The 18,708-nt window shown below is 72.1% G+C and carries 18 protein-coding genes; 12 read left to right on the top strand and 6 right to left on the bottom strand.

What is annotated here, in order from left to right; genetic code table 11:
- The first annotated feature begins 462 nt into the window (after positions 1-462).
- The 10 genes from HK417_RS19025 to HK417_RS26590 all read left to right on the top strand — a co-directional run bounded on the left by HK417_RS19025 (position 463) and on the right by HK417_RS26590 (position 10,955).
- On the top strand, positions 463-675 hold the full coding sequence (locus HK417_RS19025; protein ID WP_222269581.1) for a ferredoxin: 213 nt from the start codon (positions 463-465) through the stop codon (positions 673-675).
- Positions 672-2,081 carry an NAD(P)/FAD-dependent oxidoreductase gene (locus tag HK417_RS19020; protein ID WP_222269579.1) on the top strand — a complete coding sequence of 470 codons (1,410 nt, stop codon included), beginning with the start codon at positions 672-674 and terminating at the stop codon, positions 2,079-2,081. Before HK417_RS19025 ends, HK417_RS19020 begins: the two co-directional genes overlap by 4 nt.
- Before the next feature lie 62 nt (positions 2,082-2,143).
- Positions 2,144-3,409: a cytochrome P450 gene (locus HK417_RS19015; RefSeq protein WP_222269577.1), complete on the top strand. Its 1,266-nt coding sequence runs from the start codon at positions 2,144-2,146 to the stop codon at positions 3,407-3,409.
- A gap of 14 nt (positions 3,410-3,423) precedes the next feature.
- Positions 3,424-4,458: an NAD(P)-dependent alcohol dehydrogenase gene (locus HK417_RS19010; RefSeq protein ID WP_222269575.1), complete on the top strand. Its 1,035-nt coding sequence runs from the start codon at positions 3,424-3,426 to the stop codon at positions 4,456-4,458.
- 164 nt (positions 4,459-4,622) lie between these two features.
- Positions 4,623-4,946 (top strand): hypothetical protein, encoded by a 324-nt coding sequence (locus tag HK417_RS19005; protein WP_222269573.1) that lies wholly within the window; start codon positions 4,623-4,625, stop codon positions 4,944-4,946.
- Between the two features lie 373 nt (positions 4,947-5,319).
- Positions 5,320-5,880 carry a hypothetical protein gene (locus HK417_RS19000; protein WP_222269571.1) on the top strand — a complete coding sequence of 187 codons (561 nt, stop codon included), beginning with the start codon at positions 5,320-5,322 and terminating at the stop codon, positions 5,878-5,880.
- A gap of 95 nt (positions 5,881-5,975) precedes the next feature.
- Positions 5,976-7,100 (top strand): DUF4331 family protein, encoded by a 1,125-nt coding sequence (locus HK417_RS18995; protein ID WP_222269569.1) that lies wholly within the window; start codon positions 5,976-5,978, stop codon positions 7,098-7,100.
- Between the two features lie 16 nt (positions 7,101-7,116).
- A complete protein-coding gene (locus tag HK417_RS18990) occupies positions 7,117-8,475 on the top strand; it encodes a Dyp-type peroxidase (RefSeq protein WP_222269567.1) in 1,359 nt (452 codons plus the stop codon).
- 275 nt (positions 8,476-8,750) lie between these two features.
- Positions 8,751-9,362, top strand: coding sequence for a hypothetical protein (locus HK417_RS18985; protein WP_222269565.1), 612 nt, complete (start codon positions 8,751-8,753; stop codon positions 9,360-9,362).
- Positions 9,363-9,527: 165 nt separating this feature from the next.
- Positions 9,528-10,955 carry an FAD-dependent oxidoreductase gene (locus HK417_RS26590; RefSeq protein ID WP_222269563.1) on the top strand — a complete coding sequence of 476 codons (1,428 nt, stop codon included), beginning with the start codon at positions 9,528-9,530 and terminating at the stop codon, positions 10,953-10,955.
- Between the two features lie 392 nt (positions 10,956-11,347).
- Here HK417_RS26590 and HK417_RS18975 read toward each other — a convergent pair whose 3' ends face one another.
- Entirely contained in the window at positions 11,348-11,929 is a 582-nt protein-coding gene (locus HK417_RS18975) for a TIGR03086 family metal-binding protein (RefSeq protein ID WP_222269561.1), read from the bottom strand.
- Here HK417_RS18975 and HK417_RS26585 point away from each other — a divergent pair.
- On the top strand, positions 11,917-12,561 hold the full coding sequence (locus tag HK417_RS26585) for a response regulator (RefSeq protein WP_222269559.1): 645 nt from the start codon (positions 11,917-11,919) through the stop codon (positions 12,559-12,561). The genes HK417_RS18975 and HK417_RS26585 overlap by 13 nt on opposite strands.
- Here HK417_RS26585 and HK417_RS18965 read toward each other — a convergent pair.
- The 4 genes from HK417_RS18965 to HK417_RS18950 are packed head-to-tail and all read right to left on the bottom strand — an operon-like array spanning position 12,450 to position 17,370.
- On the bottom strand, positions 12,450-14,558 hold the full coding sequence (locus tag HK417_RS18965) for a hypothetical protein (protein WP_222269557.1): 2,109 nt from the start codon (positions 14,556-14,558) through the stop codon (positions 12,450-12,452). The genes HK417_RS26585 and HK417_RS18965 overlap by 112 nt on opposite strands.
- On the bottom strand, positions 14,559-15,842 hold the full coding sequence (locus HK417_RS18960) for a sensor histidine kinase (RefSeq protein WP_222269555.1): 1,284 nt from the start codon (positions 15,840-15,842) through the stop codon (positions 14,559-14,561). It abuts the gene before it with no gap.
- Between the two features lie 28 nt (positions 15,843-15,870).
- Positions 15,871-16,650, bottom strand: coding sequence for a sporulation protein (locus HK417_RS18955; RefSeq protein ID WP_222269553.1), 780 nt, complete (start codon positions 16,648-16,650; stop codon positions 15,871-15,873).
- Between the two features lie 42 nt (positions 16,651-16,692).
- Complete coding sequence (locus HK417_RS18950; RefSeq protein ID WP_222269551.1) at positions 16,693-17,370, bottom strand: response regulator transcription factor; 678 nt, start codon at positions 17,368-17,370, stop codon at positions 16,693-16,695.
- A 197-nt stretch (positions 17,371-17,567) separates the two neighbouring features.
- Here HK417_RS18950 and HK417_RS18945 point away from each other — a divergent pair, with 197 nt between their 5' ends.
- Positions 17,568-18,437: a CPBP family glutamic-type intramembrane protease gene (locus tag HK417_RS18945; RefSeq protein ID WP_222269549.1), complete on the top strand. Its 870-nt coding sequence runs from the start codon at positions 17,568-17,570 to the stop codon at positions 18,435-18,437.
- Positions 18,438-18,442: 5 nt separating this feature from the next.
- On the opposite strand, the gene HK417_RS18940 is transcribed toward HK417_RS18945, so the two are convergent.
- Entirely contained in the window at positions 18,443-18,649 is a 207-nt protein-coding gene (locus tag HK417_RS18940) for a DUF1932 domain-containing protein (RefSeq protein WP_261327275.1), read from the bottom strand.
- Between the last annotated feature and the right edge of the window lie 59 nt (positions 18,650-18,708).

Raw genomic sequence — 18,708 nt, 5'->3', positions numbered from 1 at the left:
CCCCAGCTCCGCAAAGTCATCCGCCGAGCCGAGACCATCAAGAGGGCGAAGGTTGCCTGACCCGGCACTAGGAAGCCCCTGGCTCAGCAGGCTCCTAGGACAAGGCCCCATCGGGCGACAGTTCCGGATCAATCCGCGGCTACGTGGCGAGAGCCGGACCGCACAGCCGCTCGCCGCCGGCGCGCCGGGCAATCGGACCCTGGCGGTGCTCCGGTGCCGGAGGCGATGCATCACCGAGACGGGCGATGCGCCGAGCCACGGGTCCCGTCCTCAGCTCGGCTGCTGGCCTGGATGAAAGACCAGGACGCGCTCACCCATCTCGGGTGATACCGACGTGGCCCAGCTCCGACATAGTTGGGCCGCCCGGACGAGACAAAGCCGGTGAGCGACATACGGAACGCGGGCTCGAGGCCGACCAATACAGGGGCCGAGATTCTCTCGGCCTATGCGGAGGGAGTACCCATGCGGATCGCCGTTGATCTGAACCGATGTCAGGGATATGCGCAATGCGTCCCGCTGGCGCCACAGGTCCTCCGCCTGAACGGTGAGGAAGCGCTCATGTACGACCCCAATCCCGACGACTCGCTGCGCCGGCAGGTCCTGCGAGCCGCGGCGTCCTGCCCGGTGCGGGCCATCATCGTCGACCGGCAGGACCTGAACGGGGAAATGGCGTGACGACATTCGCGCCGGGCCTCGTGGCCGACCTGGTAACGGAGTTCAAGGCCAAGGGCCGGATCGTCATCGTCGGCGCCTCCCTGGCCGGGCTTCGCGCCGCCGAAGCCCTACGCGACGAGGGCTTCAACGGGCAACTAACCATCATCGGAGATGAGAGCCAGGAACCGTACGACCGCCCGCCACTGTCCAAGCAGGTGCTGAAGGGCTGGGTGCCGGCCGACCACACCGTGCTCCCGCGCCTGCGAGACCTCGATGCGGACTGGCGGCTCGGCGTGGCGGCCACCGGTCTGGACCGCGTCACCAAACGCGTGCTCCTGGCCAATGGCGACGAGGTTCCGTATGACCGCCTGCTGATCGCGACCGGCACCCGCTCACGGCCGTGGTTCAACCCGAAGGAGGGTGCGCTGGAGGGGGTGTTCACGCTGCGCACCGCCGATGACGCGGGCCGGCTGCAGGCGGCACTGGCGGCCAAGCCAGGGCGGGTCCTGATCGTCGGCGCCGGCTTCATCGGCTCGGAGATGGCCTCGGTCTGTCGCGAACTCGGTCTCCCCGTGACCGTCGCCGAGCGCGCCGAAGGCCCGCTCGTCGGCGCGCTCGGAGGGGTTATCGGCGACATCGCCGCCGAGATGCAGCGGGAGCACGGAGTCGACCTCCGCACCGGCGTCTCGGTCGAGGCGCTGGAGGGAGACGCGGAGGGACACGTGCGGCGTGCCCGACTCTCCGACGGCACCACGCTCGACGTCGACGTGGTGGTGGCATCGCTCGGTTCGATCCGCAACACCGAATGGCTGGAAGGCGCCGGGCTGGCCGCCGGCTTCTGGGGCGTCGGCTGCGACGCCGGCTGTCGGGCCTTCGACATCAACGGGGTGGTGACCGACACCATCTACGTCGCGGGCGACATCGCGCGCGCCCCCCACGTGTTGTACAACTACCAATTCCTCGTACTGGAGCACTGGGACAATGCCGTCTTCGGAGGCGAGGTCGCGGCGCACAACATGGTGAGCCTCGAACCCGACCGCCGGCCGCACCTGCCGCTGCCCGCCTTCTGGTCGGGCCAGTTCGGCGTCAACATCAAGGGCGTCGGCGTGGCCCCCTTCGCCGACGAGATCGTCATCACGCAGGGATCGGTAAAAGATCGGCGTTTCGCCGCCGCCTATGGTCGCCAGGGCCGCACCGTCGCCGCCGTCACCTTCAATCACGGCAAGTGGCTGGAGTACTACGGGGCACTGATCGAGCGATCGGCTCCGTTCCCGCCCCCTCCACCGGGCTATGACCAGGCCGGTGACATGACGCCGATCCCGGCCCGGTTCCCGGATCCCAGAGCGCTGACGGGGCTTCCGGATGTCGTACTGACCGGCCACGACCCGACGGACCGCGGCGCCGCGTTCCGGCCGAAGAAGCGCTGAGGGGTGGGCGACACCGAGCGCGCGACCACACAGCCAGGAGAACGAGGACCAAAGGGGACGTCATGACGCCAGAGACCGCCTGGGCCGAGGCCATGAGATTCGAGAACCGCCCTGACCCCTACCGGTTCTTCGACGAGCTTCGGAAGGCACCCGTCGCGCGGGTGGCAGACGACGTCTACGCCGTCACCGGCTACTGGGAGCTGCTGGCGTTGGCCCACGATCCCCGGGTGAGCTCGGACATAAGCCGCAGTCCGGTGGCGGCCAAGCGGGCAGCCGCAGCGAAGCCCCCGCCCGAGGCCGAGCACATGAAGGCCTACGGCGATCAGCCGAGCATGATCGTGTCCGACCCGCCGGACCACGATCGCGCCCGCCGCCAGGCAATGCGGCACTTCGGCCCTCCCCACACGCCGGACCTCATCCCGAGCATGGGCCCGGGCATCGAGCAGCTCTGCAACGACTTGCTCGACAAGGCCACCGGGCAGACCAGGATCGACATCGTCGACGAGTACGCCTATCCGGTGCCGGTGACGGTGATCTGCAAGGTCCTGGGCGTTCCGCGGGAGGACGAAGCAACCTTCCACCGCTGGATCTTCGACGCCATGGCGGGAGTGGACCTGGGCCCGGAGGCAGCTACCGACGAGGGGAGGGCCCGCGCTGAGAAGGGCAGAGCGAGCGTGGCTGCCCTCAAGCAGTACTTGCAGGGATTGGTGGAGAGTTACGCCGGAAAACCCGGCGAGGGCCTGCTCTCGAAACTGGTGAACGACGACAGCCCGGACGGACCCATGGAACCCCAGGAGGCAGCGTCCAACGCGCTCCTGCTGCTCGTCGCCGGTCACGACTCCACGGTCAACACGATCTCCCACTGTGTGCTGACCTTGCTGCGCAACCCCGGGTCCATCGAGCGCCTGCGCAGCCGGCCGGGGCTGATCCCCTTCGCCATCGAGGAGGTCCTGCGCCTCGAGTCGGCGGTCCAGTTCTTCCCCAGCCGGTCCGCCACCGCCGACATCGAGGTCGGTGGGACGGTCATCCCGAAGGGTTCGGCGGTGTTCCTCATGTACGGCGCCGCGAACCGCGACCCCCGCCGATTCGCCGACCCGAGCAGATTCGATCCCCAACGCCCCGACAACGAGCACTTCGGCTGGGGTAGCGGCATCCACACCTGCTTCGGCGGCCCGCTCGCGCGCCTGGAGGTGAATCTCGCGCTGGAGGTCTTCCTCCGCCGCGTGGAGAACCCACGGCTCGTCGTCGATCCTCCGCCGTACCGGCGTAGCCAGGTCTTCCGTGGCCCGCAACACCTGTTGGTCGACTACGACCGGATACGAGACTAGAGACTCGAGGAATCATGAAGGCATTCCAGTTCGTCGAGTGGCAGAAGCCGGCCGAGCTCCGTGAAGTGGAAGTGCCCGAGCCCGGACCGGGGCAGGTATTGATAAAGATCGGGGGTGCAGGCGCCTGCCACTCCGATCTCCACATCATGGAGGCACCTGCGGACACGCCGCTCCCGCTCCCCTTCACCCTCGGCCATGAGAACGCGGGCTGGGTCGAGGAATTGGGGGCCGGCGCGACAGGGTTCGCAGTCGGGGACCCCGTGCTCGTCTATGGCCCCTGGGGCTGCGGCACCTGCGGGAACTGTCGCGTAGGCATGGAGAACTACTGCCAGGACCCCGGGCAGAACAAGCCCGGCGGACTCGGCCGGGACGGCGGCATGGCCGACTACATGGTCGTCCCGTCCACGCGCTTCCTGATCCCGCTGGGCACCCTGGACCCGCGTGAGGCGGCACCGCTCAGCGACGCGGCGCTCACCAGTTATCACGCCGTGAAGCGATCGACACACCTTCTCGGGCCGGGGTCCACCGCCGTCGTGATCGGTGCCGGCGGCCTTGGCCAGATGGCGATCCAGGTGTTGAAGGCGTTGAGCGCGGCGGCGACCGTGGTCGCGGTGGACACGTCGCCCGCCAAGCTCGAGACCGCCAAGACGATGGGCGCCGACGAGGCACTGGTCTCGGGCGATGACGCGGTGCAGCGGGTCAAGGACATCACCCGCGGTCAGGGCGCCAACCTGGTTCTCGACATGGTGGGCGCGAAGCCAACGCTGGAGATGGCGGCACAGATCTCCCGGGTCCTCGGCCACGTGACGATCGTGGGTCTCGGCGGCGGCGCGCTGCCCGTGAACTTCCACAGCCCGGCGAAAGAGTGCTCCGTCGCCTCGCCCTACTGGGGCTCGATCCCCGAGCTCATGGAGGTCGTGAGCCTGGCCCAGGCGGGAAAGATCAGAATGCTGGTCGAGCAATTCCCCCTGGAGCGCGCGGGCGAGGCATACCACCTCCTCCACGACGGCGAAATCAAGGGACGCGCGGTGATCACACCGAACGGCTGAGCGGGAATTCGTGTGCACATGGCATCGCCGTCGGCGCCGCACGACATCGACCGTTGCGACGTACCGACCGTTGGTGCCGGCCCTACCGGTCTGGCTCGTCCTGGACGCCGTCCGCCATCTGGGGGACGGAGCCTCGTTGGACGCCCTGGTGACTCTCGTCGGTCGTGTCCGGGGGAACGATGCAGATCGCCCTCGCCGGGCGCGCGATGCCGGTGCCGCTCGCGCGTCAGCGTGCCCGGGGCCCCTGGAGATCGGGGCGAGAGCCTCGCCTTCACCGAGGACGGGGCACGGGCACTGCTGCGAGCCACCTGCTCCGCCCCCCCGACGAGGAGGTCGCCGGCCTGGCCCGCCGCACCGAGGGATGGGCCGCGGGGCTCTACCTGGCCACCCTCTCCCGCACGGGGATCAGGCCCGCGACCGGGGTCCGCGACGTCCGGCTCGCCACCGACTTCCTGCAGTCCCAACTGCTCGCCCAGGAGCCCGGCTGAACGGCCACCGGCCGAGCCGTCGCCCGATCGCGCTGGCTGTCAACCGAGGCGAGTCACCCGCCGTGGGTGAGGGTCTGGCGCGGGATACAGCGCATGCTTCACAGGTCCTCCTCGAGGTGATCGCCAGCGGCCAGTGGGTTGCGCCCACTCCTCGCCGACCGAGTACGTAGGGATATCGACAGACATGGTGACCGACCGCCGAAGGACCCAACAAGGGGAGCGATTCGGGCCGCGGTCCACCGCACGTCAACGCGGTGGGGGTCATCAGCGACAAACGCCGGCTCGGGATTGATGCCGGCCCAGCGATCGACGCGTCAGCCATCAGGATTGACGCAACGTCAGGTCCTTGAGGTTCGATCCAGAAGGAGTAGTCATGACCGGAACTACCAGCGTCAAGTCGGGCAAGGGCAGAGTTCACGGCGTGGTTTCGGAGTTGAGCGCGCTCATGACCGTCAAGGAAGGCCACATTGACGAGATGAAGGCCGCGATCAAGGTGTTCGAGGATCGGCTGCGCGACGCCGGAACCAAGTCGACCCTCCAGAGGATCGGCCTGCGCAGCCTCCGGTTCGTCCTGTTCGACGACGACCATCGGCTGATGTGGTTGACCTCGTTCGAGAGCGAGTGGGACCCCTACGTCGATGACGCCGTCGCCCTGGTCGGCCTGCCGGTGTGGGCGGACTGGCTGCAGCACACGAATGAATTCACGATCGAGGATGTGGACGCGGCCACCAATGCCGACATCAAGGCGTTCCTCCAGTCGGGCCAGATCGAGGCCGCAGGATTCTGGGACTACTTCGGCGACGTGACGCAGCCGCAGGTCACCAAGGCGCTTCGGGTAGACCGTGCGTTCCAGCAGGTCCTCGATGACCCCGCCGCCCAAGAGGCGCTGGCGCATCCGGCCCTGGCGCCGCTGCTCCAGCAGGCTGCCGACTGACGCCGAGCTCCGTGCGCAGTTGGACAGGCGGCGCGATTGCGCCGCCTGTCCGACCACGGTCTCAGCCGCCGTTCCGACTCGGGAGGGTCGATACCGTGTCCGACCACTTCTCTGGGCCCCGGGCCATCGCCGGTCCCGCCGGTGACATCTGCGACTTCTACGTGTTCCCCAGCCCCTCGCAGCAGGAGCGGATCGTCCTGGTGATGACCGTGCACCCGGACGCGAAGCCGGACACGACGTTCTCCGACGCCATCACCTTCCGCTTCCGGATGCGCCCGGTCACGATCCCCGACGAGGCGACGCACCTCGCCGTCGGCACGGAGACCGAGGAGATCACCTTTGACATCTCCTTCGATCGGCCGGCCCCCGGTGATGGCTCGACCACGGTGCAGATCGGGCGTTGTGTCGCGATGTCCGGCGAGCCGGTCTCGGTCACGGTCAACGACATCTCGGGTGTGCACACCGACGCCCTCAGCTTCTACGCCGGCCTGCGTTCCGACCCCTTCTTCATCGATCAACCAGCCTTTGCGAAGTCCATGATGAGCGGGCAGCTCGCCTTCTCCGACCCCGGCACGAATTCTCTGGTGGGAGCAGATGTGCTGGGCATCGTGGTCGAGGCCGACTGTGCACCGCTGCGCAGCGGCGGGCAGGGGCCGGTGTTCGCGGTGGCCGCCGAGACGGTCGTCTCGGGTCCTTTGCCCATCAGGCTCGAGCGCACCGGCCGGCCTGAGGTCAAGAACGTCATGTTGTCACCGAAGGCCTACGACTCGGTCAACAGCGACATGGAGCTGCGCGATCTGTACAACCTGGAGGATCCGTTCCACATGGGGAAGGACTACCGCGGCGCCTACCGAGCGCGGCTCAACGCCAATCTTCCCGTTATTGACCGTCTCGACGGCAAAGAGGACTGGCAGACCACCGAGGAGGGCGACCACCCGTTGACCGAGTTGCTCCTCGGCGACTACCTCGTCATCGACGTCTCGAAGCCCTTTTCGGACAGCGGCTTCTTCGAGATCGAGCAATCGATGTTGGCCGGGCGCCCGCACACCACCTGCGGCGGTCGCTCACTCAACGACGACGTGATGGACAAGATCTACACGCTCCTCATCACGGCCGGGCAGGGTCCCCCGATCAGCGACGGGGTCCGCGCCGCTACCACGCCGGCAGGCACTGACTTCCCGTATCTGGCGCCGGCCAACCAGCCCCTGGCGGGGCACTGACGAACAGGACGCGACCATGACCATCACCGCGCCGACCGGCGCCTCACTCAACGTGACTGCGCTCGAGCTCGACGACATACAGGCAGGCACACTCCGGCCTCGCCCCGACCCCTATGCCGGCGCCTACCTGGCACTTCGCATCGACGACCGGCGCGACGGCCAGGAGCTGGTTCGCCGCCTGGCCGCCGTGGTGAGTCCGGCCGCCGAGGTCCTCGATCCTCTCGCTCAGGCCTCGCTGAGCGTCGGGTTCAGCTTCGCCGGCCTGCAAGCCCTCGGCGTGCCCCAGGACTCCCTTGACACGTTCGCACCGGAGTTCCGGCAAGGCATGGCAGCACGTGCGGAAGAACTCGGTGACGTCGGCCCGAGTGCACCCGCACAGTGGGAACGCCCCCTCGGCTCCTCCGACGTCCACGTGGTGCTCGTGATGCTCGCCCCGGACGTCGCACGATTCGAGGCGACCCTGGCGACCGCCCGAGCCGCTCTGGACAGACTTCCCGGCATCGGCCGGGTGTGGCGGCAGGACGTGTACTCCCCGCACGACGGGCGGAACGTCCTCGGTTTCCATGATGGCATCTCCCAGCCCGGTGTCGAGAGCAGCGGGGTCCCCGGCAGCAATCCGCACGAGGCCTTGCTCAAGCCGGGCGAGTTCGTCCTGGGTTACCTGAACGAGACCGGGGATGTGTCACCGGCACCGCAGCCGGAAGTGCTCGGTCGCAATGGGAGCTACCTCGTCTTCCGCAAGCTCTACACCGACGTGGCCGCGTTCCGGCGGTATTTCCGGGAGCAGGCAACGAGCCCGGCCGAGGAGCAAGCGCTCGCCGCCAAGCTGATCGGACGCTGGCCCAGCGGCGCCCCGCTGGCCCTTGCTCCGGATCACGACGAGCCCGAACTGGGGGCTGACCCCGACCGCAACAACGCCTTCCTCTACGGCGCCGACGATCCTCAGGGCCTGGCGTGTCCGGTCGGCTCGCACGCGCGGCGGATGAACCCCCGCGACGCTGCGGTCACCGGGGAGGTGCGCCTGCACCGGCTGATCCGTCGCGGCGCCAGCTACGGACCGCAGCTACCTGAGGGCATCCTCGATGATGACGGTGGCGACCGCGGCCTCCTGTTCGCCGCAGTCAACGCGAACCTCGCGCGCCAGTTCGAGTTCGTGCAGGCGCAATGGGGCAACGACGGCAAGTTCATCGGTGCACCCGACGAGCATGACCCGCTCATCGCCGCTCACGATGAGCACGACCAGCTCACAGTGCCGCACAAGCCTATCCGCCGCCGCCTGAAGGGCCTGCCGACGTTCGTCGTCAACCGTGGCGGCGAATACTGCTTCCAGCCCGGGATCCGCGCTCTGCGCTGGCTCGGCGACCGGAACACCTGAGCTGAACTCCTGGGCGCGATCGGTGGTCGGCGATCTAGGACCTGCACCCCCCGTGACCCACGCCAAAGCCGCCGGGACGAGGCCGGTGGGCGGGGACTGGGAGAGCGGTTGGCTCGCCCAGGTCAGCAGCCAGGTCGGGCCCGAATCACCGCCAGACCGAATCAGCTCCACTACCGGCTCAGGAGGCACCTGTGATGGCAAGAGTGATGGCAGAAGACGCCGAGCCCACCCCTCCCGCAGTTACCAGCCCGCGGATTGCAGCCATCGCCGGCATCGTGTTCGCCCTGCTGTACGGCACCGTCATCGTATTGATCTTGAAGGCGGTGCCCTCCAGCGCGGTGGACGCGGGGACGTGGCTCACCAACTCCACCCAGCGCGACTCCGTGGTGTTGGCGCTGAACCTGGTCCCGTTCGCGGGCATCTTCTTCCTGTGGTCCATCGGCGTGCTACGTGAGCAGCTGGGCGTCAAGGAGGACAAGTTCTTCGCCACCCTCTTCCTCGGCAGCGGCCTGCTGTTCGTCGGCATGCTCTTCGTGATGGCCGCGCAGGCTGGAGCCCTTCTCACCTTGGCCGCCGAGCATCAGGGCCGACCGCCGCTGGACGTGTGGACGTTCGGGCGGGCGACCACCTACGACCTCATGAGCATCTACGCGACCCGCATGGCCGGTGTGTTCGTGCTCACCGCGTCGACGCTCGCGCTCCGCACCGGCCTCTTCCCCCGATGGCTGGCCTTGATCGGCACCGCGGTGGGCCTGCTCCTGTTGGCCGCAGCTGGCCTGATACCGCTGCTGGAACTGCTGTTCCCGCTGTGGGTCCTCATCGTGAACGTCCATGGGCTGCTCGTGAGAGCAGCTCCGCGAGCGCCAGCAGCTGCGCCAGCGGCATGAGATCTCCGAGGTCCAGCGACACGGAGGACGGCACGTCTTCAGCCTGTGCGCCTCCCTTCGGATTCCGAGCGCACTGGAGGTCATGCGTTCGGGGGACGTGGACGTGCTGCTGCTCTGTACAGCTTCCGGTCGATGGGCCTGGTCAGGTCGTGAGGCGGGTGAATCGTGGCCAGAAATTATGATCTTGTCGTTGTCGGAGCCGGGCCAGCCGGGGAGTCCGCAGCACAGATGGCGGCGAACCTGGGGTATTCGGTGGCGGTGGTCGAACGCGACACCGTCGGAGGGACGGTCGTGACCAGCGGCGGCGCCCCGACGAAGACCTTTCGGGAGGCCGCCCTCTATCTCAAGGGATTCGAGAAGGAGAGCACCTACGGGCTCTCGCTGGCCGCCCCACCCGAGCTCATGTACGCGGCGCTCACCACGCGGGTCCACGTGGTGAGCGCGGCCATGCAGCAGGCCACCTTGGACCGGCTGCAGACGTTCGGTGTGCAACTGGTGTCCGGATCGGCCCGGCTGGAGGACGGCCACACGGTGCTGGTGCGCTCGGCAACGGGCGAGGAGACGCGGCTGCGCGGCGAGCGCATCGTCCTCGCAACCGGATCACGATCGCTGCGTCCTGCCAGTGTGCCCTTCGAGGACCCGTCGGTCTTCGACTCCGAGCAGATCATGGAGATCAGTCGACGGCCCCGGGACATCCTGATCGTGGGTGGCGGTCCCGTGGGAGTCGAGTACGCCACGATATTCACTGCACTCGGGGTGCCGGTGACCATCGTCGACACTGGTCCCCGCTTGGTGTCGATGATGGACGAGGAGATCTCGGCACGTCTGGAGCAAGTGTTCCGACGACGCGGTACCGAGGTCATCACCGGCACCGGGATGGCGTCGGTGCAACGAGACGGCGACCGGCTGCGCACCATGTTGACCGACGACCGGGAGCTGCGGCCGGATGCCCTGCTCTTCGCTGCGGGTCGCAGGGTCGATGTCTCGGCCTTGGGTCTGGACACCGTCGGTATCGAGATCGACGGGCGGGGTCGGGTGGTGATCGGTGAGCGTGGGGAGACGAGCTGCCCTTCGGTCTTCGCCGCGGGAGATGTCACCGGCGCGGCGCTGGCATCGATCGCCACGGATCAGGGGCGGCAGGCGGTCTGCGGGGCCTTCGACCTTAACTTCTCCGTCCACGTCGACCAACTTCCGGTCAGCGCCGTCTACGGGATGCCCGAGGTCGCCCGGGCGGGTATGAGCGAGCAGGACTGCAAGTCGGCGGGCATTGCCTACGAGATCGGCCGTTGCGAGCTCGGCTCCACCCCGCGCGGTCTCATCGCCGGGGAAGACGGCCTGCTGAAGCTGGTGTTCCGGAGAGACGACGGAGTCCTGCTGGGCGTGCACGTGATCGGCCAGATCGCCTCCGAACTGACCGGCACCGGCCAGGCGATGATCCACGGTACGGCCACCATCGAGGACGTCCTTCGGATGTCCTACAACACGCCGACGTACACCTATGGCTACAAGCTCGCCGGCCTCGACGCCGTGCGGCGGTTCGACCCCGAGGTGCTCCGTGGCATGCGCCTGCCCTCGCGAGCCGATCGGGTGTGACCGCGCCCACGGTGCGGTGTCAGAGCCCCTCCGTGGACACCGGCCTGGCTGGACCACCCTCGGTCCGACCACCTGTGCACGGTGACCGCGGGCCGCCATCGGTGACGTCGGCAGTGGCGACGGGCCGCGCGTCGACGAGGACGTCGATGCGATCCAGCCCGAGGACGTCGTCCTGCAGCGTCAGGTCCCTCCGTCCCGTGGTCGCCGGGGTCACGCCCAGCCGCCGCCGCCGGGCGAGCAGCGCCCCGGCCGCATCGAGCAGGTCGACGTTCCCCTCTCGAGCACGCCCGCCGAGACGGTGTGGTCGGCGGGGAACGCGTCGTCGGCCGGTCGGCCTCCTCCTGCAGGACGACGGGCAGGCCGTCACCGCGCCGTCACTCGGCGGCGCGGGATCACGGCCTCCGGCCGAGGAGGGCAGCGAGCCGGTCGATCGCCGGGGCACCGTCGGCCACCGGGCGGGACGGCGCGAACGGCCGGCGCTCCTCCGGGATCCGGCCGAGCAGGTCGCGGCTGAACCGCAGCTCCCGCTCGCAGAGGTCCTCCGGGAAGGGTGCCGGCCGGCCGACGGCGCGGGCGCGGTCCCAGCCGTGCACGAGGGTCTCGACGGTCCGCAGGTGCACCACCCCGGGGCCGGGCAGCGTGCCGGCGGGGAGGGTGTAGGTCCGCTCCAGGACACCCGGGGCACGCAGCGCCTCGAGCAGCTCGCCGGCGGAGGCCCGGTAGGCGCTGCTGGGGTCGTCGCCGAGCTGGTCCAGGTGGCCGCGCCGGCCGAGCTGGTCCGGCGGCGGCAGCTGGTCGCCGCGCACCACGCGCGTCGTCAGCCGGTTGCCGCCGACGAGGTGGTTGACCAGCTGCCGGACCGTCCAGTCGCTGCACGGCGTCGGGTGGTCCCACTGGTCGTCCTCGACGGCGGCGACCAGGCGGGCGGCCCCGTCGTGCGCGGTGGCCAGCGAGGAGAGGCGTGCGTCGGTCACGGGTCCTCCGGTTCCGGGCGGCGGGCGTGCGGCCGCTCGTGCACTGCCCGAGGTGGCCACCGTTCCAGGAAGGCCTCGGCACCGCCATCGGCGCGCTGGACAGCACCGTTCACGGGCATTTCGTCCGGCTGGCCCCGAGCGCCCGGGAAGCCCGATCCCGGCGTCTCCCGGAGGGGGCTGACCCCACCTCCGGAGTGCGGGTCGCCACATGTCCGCCGTCCCGGGGGCCGGGCACGCTGACCGGCGGGACGGCGGGAGGTGGGCAAGTGGCGGAGGTCGGCGTCCTGGTGGTCGACGACCAGCGCGCGTTCCGCGAGGCCATGGCCGCGGTCGTGCAGGCCACCGACGGCTTCGAGCTGCTCGGGTCGGCCGCCTCGGCCGAGGAGGCGCTCGCCCTCGTCACCGCGCTGCGGCCACGGCTGGTCCTCCTGGACGTCCACCTGCCGGGCATCGACGGCGTCGAGGCCGCTCGGCGGCTCCGCTCCACCGCCGACCGGCCGGTGGTCGTCCTGCTCTCGACCTACGCGGAGGACGAGGTGGAGCTGGACGGGTGCGGCGCGGCCGCGTACGTGCCCAAGGGGGAGTTCGGCCCCGACCGGCTGGTCGACTGCTGGGCCGGGGTCTCCGCCTGACCTCCCGGGACGCGTGCCCGGAGCACCCCGTCGTCCAGCTCCAGCGAGCCGCCGACCGCTGCCACCCGGTCGGCGACCTCCGCGGCCGCCCGGGTCACGTGCCTGCCGCGGACCTCGAGGACGAGGTCCCCGTCGAGCTCCCGGAGCCGCACCGCCGCCGGCCCGGCCGTCGCCTGCACAGCCTGGCGGGCGCAGAGGTACAGCGCCGACTCGACCGGCTGGGGATGCCGCCGGCCCTCCAGCTCCGGGTCGACGTCGACGGTCGCCGGCGGGGTGGCCCCGGCGCCCAGCGCGCGCACCGCGGGCCCCAGACCCGACCGCGCCAGCTGCACCGGGAAGATCCCGTGGCTCAGCTCGCGCAGCCGCTCCAGGACGTCGGTGGTCGCCGTGATCAGCGACTCCAGGTCCGGCGCCGGCCCGCCGCGACCCCATGCCGCGCCGGCGGCCGCCAGCCGTCCGGGGAGCGCGGCCAGACAGGGCAGCACGTCGGTGGCGATGGCCCGCTCCAGCAGGATCCGTTCGGTGGTCCGCGCGTCGACGAGCCGTCTGCGCGAGTGCGCGAGCTCCGTCGTGCGCCGGTCGAACGCGGCGACCGAGGCGGCCAGCCCGACTTCCAGCCGCGCGTTGCGGAACGCCGGGGCGGCCTGGTCGGCGAGGTCGTCGAGGAGCCTGCGGTCGGCGGCGCGCAGCGACCGGCCGGGCGGGAGGACGACGGTGATCCGGCCGAGCACCTCCCCGGCGTCGCGCACCTCGACCGTGGTCCGGCCCGGCGGCGGGCGCGGGTCCGGTCCCGGTGCCCATCCCGCCTCGAGCGACGGCCCCTCATCCAGGTCCAGGCTCGCGGTGGCGCGCTGCGCCGCCAGGGCGGTGCCCGCGGCGGCGGCGGTCACCGCCAGGAGCTGGTCGGGTGGTGGAGCGCCGGCCAGCCGGGTGGTGAGGTCGGCCAGCGCCTCGTACGGCGCGGCCCGCGGACCGTAGGCCAGCCGGTCGGCGAGCCGCAGGACCCGGCGGCGCAGCGGCTGGAAGGCCAGCGCCGCGACGGCCGTGGCGGTGAGCGACGGCCACGGACCGCCGGCCGGGCCGCCCGGCAAGCCCCCGATCAGGACGACGACGGCCACGTACGCCACCGCGACGAACGCCGTCGTGACCGCGAGGACGACCGCCCGGCTGACCACGACGTCGATGTCGAACAGGCGGTGGCGGAGCACGGCGACGCCCGCACCGACCGGCAGGCCGGCCCAGCCGACGAACAGCGGCAGGTACAGCAGCGCCGCCACGCCCGGCCCGGGCGTCCCCTCCCCCGGCTGCGCGGCGACGACCAGCTCCGCCGTCAGGAGCACAAGCGGGCCGGCGGCCAGGACGGCGGCCGGCAGCGCGATCCACAGCAGCTGGGACCGTCGCTCGCCCTCGGCACCCCGCAGGCGCAGCACCAGGGACACAGCGCCGGCGACCAGGGAGCCGATGACGACCACCGTGCCGCCGGTGATCAGCAGCTGGTGCAGCGGTGCGATCCGCAGCGGCTGCCCGGAGGCATCCAGACCGGCCGGGCCGACCGCCGCCGTCGCCAGGACGTGGACGGCCAGGCCGGTCCCGCCGGCGGCGAGCGCGGGCCGCCACCGGCGCGAGAGCAGGTGCCCGTCGGGCGCCAGCAGGAGCAGGGCGGCGATCAGCGCGAGTCCCATCGTCGCGCCGAGGACCGCCCCGAGCCAGGTGGCCGGGTGCCCGGGGCCGGCCCGCGCCCCGGCGGATGCGGCGAACAGCCCGAGGGCCGTGGTCGCCTGGCCGGCGCACAGCAGCCAGCCGACCCGGTGCCCGGGGTGGCGGCTCACCACCAGGGCGCCGACCAGGGTGCCGACGACCGTCCCGGCGGGAAGCAGCGGCCAGCCCTCCAGGAACGCGGCCGCGGACAGCAGGGGCCGGTCGGCGAGCAGCACGGTCTGGCCGGCCGCGCAGACCGCGGTCAGCCCGCACAGCCCCCAGGCCAGCTGCCGGCGCACTCAGCCTCCCGGGACCGGCTCGGCCGGCGCCGTCGCCCGGACCCGCACGCCCCGGCCCGGCGCGGCCGCCACCTGCAGGGCGCCGCCGACCGCGTCGAGGCGGTCCCGCATGTTCGCCAGCCCCGCGCCCGGGTCCGCCCCGGGATCGAAGCCGCGGCCGTCGTCCTCGACGGTGAGCACCACGGCGCCGTCGTCGGTCGCCACCCGGAGCGTGACCTGCCGGGCACCGGAGTGCTTGACCGCGTTCTGCAGCGCCTCCAGGCCGGTGAAGTACAGCGCCGCCTCGACCCCGGCCGGGTACCGGCCGACGTCGTCGGCCGAGACGCGCACCGGTATCGGGCTGGCCGCCGCGGCCGCGGAGAGCGCGGCGGGCAGGCCCCGCTCGGTCAGGACGGCGGGGTAGATGCCCCGGGAGAGCGCCTGCACGGTGTCCACGGCGGTGCGCGCCGCGGCGGCCTGCTGCCCGAGCAGCTCGGTGGCCCGGCCGGGGTCCCGCCGGGCCACCGCCTGGACGAGCCGCAGCTGCACGGCGAGCGCGACGAGGTGCTGCTGCGCCCCGTCGTGGACGTCGCGCTCCAGCCTCCGGCGTTCGTCGTCCTGCGCGGCCACGAGCCGTTCCCGGGAGGCGCGCAGCTCCTCGGCGCGGGCCGACAGCTCGGCGAGCCGGTCGGTGAGCTCGGCCCGCAGCCGCGCTCCGCGCAGTGCCAGCCCGGCCTGCCCGGCCAGGGCGCCGACCAGCCGCTCCTCGGCGGCGGTGGCCGGGCGTCCCGGGGGTCGGTGCAGCCGCAGCTCGCCGAGCCGCTCCCCGGCGTGCCGGACCTCCAGCACGTGAACGAGCCCGTCGCCGTCCGGCGCTCCCGGCGGCTCCGCAGCGACGAGCGCGGGCCGGCCGCGGACGTCGAGCCACACCTGCGCCTGCGCCACACCGGTGGCCTCGGCGAGCGTGCGGGCGATCCGGCCGGGCAGCTCCTGCGCCGGAACGGCGGCGCCGGTCGCCGCGCGGAAGCGGCGGAGCGCCTCCTCCGGGGAGGGCCGGCCGGCCGAGGCGCGGCGGGCCGCCCGGCGCTCCAGGCGGGTCTGCACCGGCTCGATGCCGAGGGCGACGACGGCGGTGGCCAGGACGGACAGCGCCGGCGAGGGCGCCCCGGTCCGCCCCAGGAGCAGGCCACCGCCGCCCACGACGGCCGCGTACACCGCGGCGACGAAGGCGACCACGCCGGCGACCGTGGTCAGCGCGGCGCGCCGCTCCCGCCAGGAGCGCCCCGTCCGGCCCGGTCGCGGCATGCGCGCGGGAGGGTCGACCGCGGCCCGGTCACAGCCACCCGCGCCGGGCCCCCAGCTGGCGGATCGCGGCGTCGAGCCGGGCGCCCATCGCGGCGCCGTCGGTGTCGGCGTGGCCGACGTACACCCGGCCGCCGACGTCGCGTCCCTCGGTGAGCAGCCCGCCGCGGCGGTCGACCTCCAGCACCACCTCGACGCCCTGCGGGTCGGCGAGGAAGGTCACCTCGAGCTCGTTGACCCGCCCGCGCAGGTCGCGCGGCGGAGCGAACTCGACCTCCTGGTAGAAGGGCAGGTCGCTGCCGCGGAGCCGCCCCTTCTCCACGTCGGCGCCCTTGAACGAGAAGCCCCGGGCGGCGAGGGCCTGCAGCACGGTGCGCTGGACCGGCAGCGGCAGCACCTCGACCGGGTCGACGTCGCCGGGGTCGACGGCCTCGGGGATGTCCACGCGGGTGCGCAGCCCGACCTTCATGCCGTGCAGGCGCCACCCGTCCAGGGAGGTGAACGGGCACTGCAGGGGCACCCGGAAGCTGAACGGGATCCGCCGCTGCTCGCCGGGCTCGACGCGGAACGCCCCGCCGACCGCGGTGGTGCCGAAGGTGACGTCCTCCCGCCAGGAGTTGTCCCCGCTCTCCACCTCGACGGTGGCCACGAGCTCGACCCGGACCTCCTGGACGTCCTGGGCGATCCGGCCGCCGGTCACGGTGACGGTGCCCGAGACGGTGCCGCCGGGCGTGGTCTCGGGGTGGTCGAGGACGGCGTCGACGGTGGCGTTGCCGGCGCCGAGGCGCGCCATCAGGTCGCGGAAGGCCATCGGTACTCCTGTCGGGACGGGGCGGACGACGGGCCGCCGGGCTCAGGACCGGGTGCGCGTGGTGGCGTCGAGGAAGGTCAGGACGGCCATGACCCGCCGGTTGACGTCGTCCTCCTCGCTGAGCCCCAGCTTGGTGAAGACCGCGCCGACGTGCTTCTCCACCGCACGCTCGCTCATGTAGAGGGTCCGCGCGATGCTGCCGTTGGTGCGCCCGGTGGCCATGGCCGCGAGCACCTCGTGCTCCCGGTCGGTGAGGTCGCGCAGCGGCGAGCGGGCGTCGCCGGCCCGGCGCGCCATGAGGCCCTCGACCACCCGCGGGTCGAGCACGGAGCCCCCGCGGGCGACCTCGTGCAGGGCGCGGACGAGCTCAGCCAGGTTGGAGACGCGCTCCTTGAGCAGGTAGCCCAGGCCGGCCGCGCCGTCCTTGAGCAGCTCGTACGGGTTGTCGCCCGCCACGTACTGGGAGAGCACGACGACGCCGATGGAGGGGTGCTCGGCGCGGATCCGCCGGGCGGCGGTGATGCCCTCGTCGGTGAACGTGGGTGGCATCCGGATGTCGGTCAGGACGGCGTCCGGCTGCTCCGCCGCGACGGCGGACAGCAGCGCCTGCGGATCGGCGACCGCACCCACGACCTCGACGTCCTCCGCCTCGGCCAGCAGCGCCGCGAGGCCCTCGCGCACGAGGTAGTTGTCGTCCGCGACGAGCACCCGCAGTGCCATGCCGCGGGACTCTAGCCGCGCGGACCGGCTCCCGGGGCGCCTCGGGCGGCGCCCTCCGCCAGGGGTGGGCCGTCCCCGCCGGCACGTGCGGCCAGCCCCTGCGGGCGTGCGGTCCGCCCGCTCCCGGCGGGCCGCCGGGCTCCGCAGGATCGGGAGCGACGGCACCCGCCGCCCGTCCTCCCGATCGAGGAGCCCTCGTGACCACCACTCCGGCCGCCACCCACCCGGCCGGCCGGCTCCCGACGCTCCGGCAGCGCGTCGCGCGCCACCCGCTGACAGCCTTCCTCGTCCTCACCTTCGGCCTCGCCTACCCGCTCGTCGCGCTGCCGGTGCTGGCCGCGCACGGCGTCCTCCCCGGCGCCTCGCTGTTCTCCGCGCTGCACGTCGCCCCCGACGAGGTGGCCGGGCTGCTGCTCACCATCTCGTTGGGAACCGCGGCGGTCACGGTGACCTGGGCCGTCGACGGCGCGCCGGGGCTCCGGCGGCTCGCCCGGCGGGTGGTCCGCTGGCGGGTCGGCTGGGGCTGGTGGCTGGCCGCGCTGGCCGGGCTCCCGACCGCCGGCCTCACGCTCGCGGTGCTGGTCGGCGACGAGCTCCGGCCGGTGCAGCCGGTCGGGTTCCTCACCGGCCAGGTGCTGGCCCTCGCGGTCAACCTGCTGCTGGTGAACCTGTGGGAGGAGGCGGCCTGGTCCGGCGTCGTCCAGACCCGCCTGGAGCACCGGCACGGCCTGCTCGTCGCGGCCCTGCTGACCGCTGTCCCGTTCGCGCTCGTGCACTGGCCACTGGCGCTGTTCGGCGACCCGACGGTCGGCTCGGTCGCCGCCGCCCTGGTCGCCTACCTGGTGCTCGGCGCCCTGTTCCGGCCCATGCTCGCGGTGTTCCTGCGCGGCGGCCGGGGCAGCGTGCTGCTGGTCGCGGTGCTGCACAGCGTCTTCAACCGGACCAACAACGGGGACGGCGTCCTGGCCGGCCTGACCGTGCACGGCGGCGCGGACGGCTGGGCCGTCCTGGGCGCGACCGTCGTGGTCACCGCGGGAGCGGCGCTGGCGCTGCGGCGCCGGCCGTGAACGGCTCAGCCGGAGGCCACATCGCGGAGCCCGGCCAGCAGGTCGCGCGCGGCCGGCGCGACACGCGCCGGCACCCCCAGCTCGTGCAGCTGCTCGGTCGCCGCGGCCATCTCGTCCGCCCGCCGCCGGGCGTGCTGGTGCGTGCCGTCGACCAGCCGGTCGATGGTGCGGTCGTCGAACCTGGCCAGCTCGGCGCCGATGTCCCCGGCCAACCAGTCCCGGCACCGGCGGCCTCGGCGGCGGCCAGCAGCTCGGCGAACCGGTCGGCGCC

The sequence above is a fragment of the Modestobacter marinus genome (assembly GCF_019799945.1).
Classification (GTDB): Bacteria; Actinomycetota; Actinomycetes; order Mycobacteriales; family Geodermatophilaceae; genus Modestobacter; species Modestobacter marinus_B.
The sequence above is the reverse complement of the archived record's forward strand: the minus strand, read 5'-3'. Positions and strand labels throughout refer to the sequence as shown.

Excerpts from the sequence above, each read along its gene's own strand:
- HK417_RS19000 (WP_222269571.1), top strand. The coding sequence starts at position 5,320 with ATGACCGGAACTACCAGCGTCAAGTCGGGCAAGGGCAGAGTTCACGGC.
- HK417_RS18960 (WP_222269555.1), bottom strand. The coding sequence starts at position 15,842 with ATGCCGCGACCGGGCCGGACGGGGCGCTCCTGGCGGGAGCGGCGCGCC.
- HK417_RS19025 (WP_222269581.1), top strand. The coding sequence starts at position 463 with ATGCGGATCGCCGTTGATCTGAACCGATGTCAGGGATATGCGCAATGC.
- HK417_RS18955 (WP_222269553.1), bottom strand. The coding sequence starts at position 16,650 with ATGGCCTTCCGCGACCTGATGGCGCGCCTCGGCGCCGGCAACGCCACC.
- HK417_RS18990 (WP_222269567.1), top strand. The coding sequence starts at position 7,117 with ATGACCATCACCGCGCCGACCGGCGCCTCACTCAACGTGACTGCGCTC.
- HK417_RS19010 (WP_222269575.1), top strand. The coding sequence starts at position 3,424 with ATGAAGGCATTCCAGTTCGTCGAGTGGCAGAAGCCGGCCGAGCTCCGT.
- HK417_RS18950 (WP_222269551.1), bottom strand. The coding sequence starts at position 17,370 with ATGGCACTGCGGGTGCTCGTCGCGGACGACAACTACCTCGTGCGCGAG.
- HK417_RS19015 (WP_222269577.1), top strand. The coding sequence starts at position 2,144 with ATGACGCCAGAGACCGCCTGGGCCGAGGCCATGAGATTCGAGAACCGC.